2 protein-coding genes are annotated in these 1,434 nt (G+C 49.5%); one reads left to right on the plus strand and one right to left on the minus strand.

Translation table 11 applies throughout. The features are described 5' to 3' along the window. Positions 1–140: 140 nt before the first annotated feature. A complete protein-coding gene (locus DKW60_RS17665; protein ID WP_109838992.1) occupies positions 141–1,154 on the plus strand; it encodes an IS110 family RNA-guided transposase in 1,014 nt (337 codons plus the stop codon). An 88-nt stretch (positions 1,155–1,242) separates the two neighbouring features. Here DKW60_RS17665 and DKW60_RS24125 read toward each other — a convergent pair. Further along, positions 1,243–1,434 (minus strand): hypothetical protein (locus DKW60_RS24125; protein ID WP_219988814.1); only part of this gene is annotated, 192 nt, incomplete at its 5' end.

Below are 1,434 nucleotides of genomic sequence, written 5' to 3' on the forward strand. Positions count from 1 at the left end.
AGAATGATATGAACGCATCCCAACCTTAAATCAGAGTGGTTAATCAGACCGAAAAGAGGTGAATACTCCCGGCCTGCGGCATCAAAGTGCCCAAGTCGTGGTAAAACAAGTTCTCCACATCGGTCTCAGGAGTATTCAGGATGAAGCGTAACGTATTTGGCGTCGATATAGCAAAACAGGTTTTTCAGATTCATTGGGTTGATACAGACACGGGAGAAATGCACTCAGAACAAGTGAAGCGTGCAGGCTTTCTCCCTTGGTTTGCGAATCAACCGGATAGTGATATAGGCATGGAGGCTTGTGGCGGTGCACATCATTGGGCACGCCGTCTGATCGCAATGGGTCACACGGTAAGCTTATTGCCAGCACGACAGGTCAAGCCGTTTATCACGGGTAACAAAAATGATGTCGCGGATGCCCGAGGCATCTGGACAGCGATGCAACAACCTGGGATGAAAACCGTTGCCGTCAAAACAGAAGACCAGCAAGCAGTATTGTCACTCCATCGAATGCGTGAACAACTAGTGAAATTCCGAACGAGCCAGATCAATGGATTAAGAGGATTACTAGCTGAGTTTGGTGAAGTCATGCCAAAAGGACGTGCCGCCCTCAAGCAACAATTACCGGACTGCTTCGCTCGTTTATCGGAGCGAGTACCGGTATTCCTGCTGGAGAGCTTGCGGGAACAATGGTCACGTATTCATGAATTAGATAGTGAGATCAAACAATTAGAGAAGCGCTTGCAGGAATGGTTAAAACAGAACGAAGCGGGCCAGCGGATAGCGAAAGTACCCGGCGTGGGTTTACTGACGGCGACCGCGTTAATTGCCACGATGGGTGATCCAAAAACCTTTCATTCAGGTCGTGAGTTTGCGGCTTGGCTGGGGTTAGTGCCGCGTCAAACGGGCACCGGAGGTAGGATACAGTTGCATGGGATCAGCAAGCGAGGCGACACCTACCTGCGTACCTTGCTAATCCATGGGGCACGTTCGGTGATGGCCCATAACAAGCAGTCAGATAATTGGTTGGCTCGTTTGCAACAGCGTCGCCCTAACAATGTGGCACTGGTTGCACAGGCCAATAAAATGGCTCGAACCGTTTGGGCTTTATTGGCTCATGGTCGGGATTATCAAAGCGAATGGCTTCCTGCTTAAGCGAGCGGTCATTCATTTTTAAAACGAACCATAGGAGACGTTCGCTGAAAAGTTGTTGAGGTGCATGATACGCGTGATGACAAACAGGTCAGACCGTGCTTTGCCAAACCTGAATTTTTGCTGGGGCTTTGAGCTCGTTAGGAGAATTAGGCGTGAAGCAGCGGAAATCATCAGGGCCAGCAGGGACGATAAGCCTGTGCAACAGGCCGAATATAGAACTGCCGCCTAACTGTTTGTTTTTATGGTTGAATGTCCTCGCAAACTGGGATGCGTTCATATA

The sequence above is a fragment of the Leucothrix pacifica genome, assembly GCF_003172875.1.
GTDB classification, from domain to species: Bacteria; Pseudomonadota; Gammaproteobacteria; order Thiotrichales; family Thiotrichaceae; genus Leucothrix; species Leucothrix pacifica.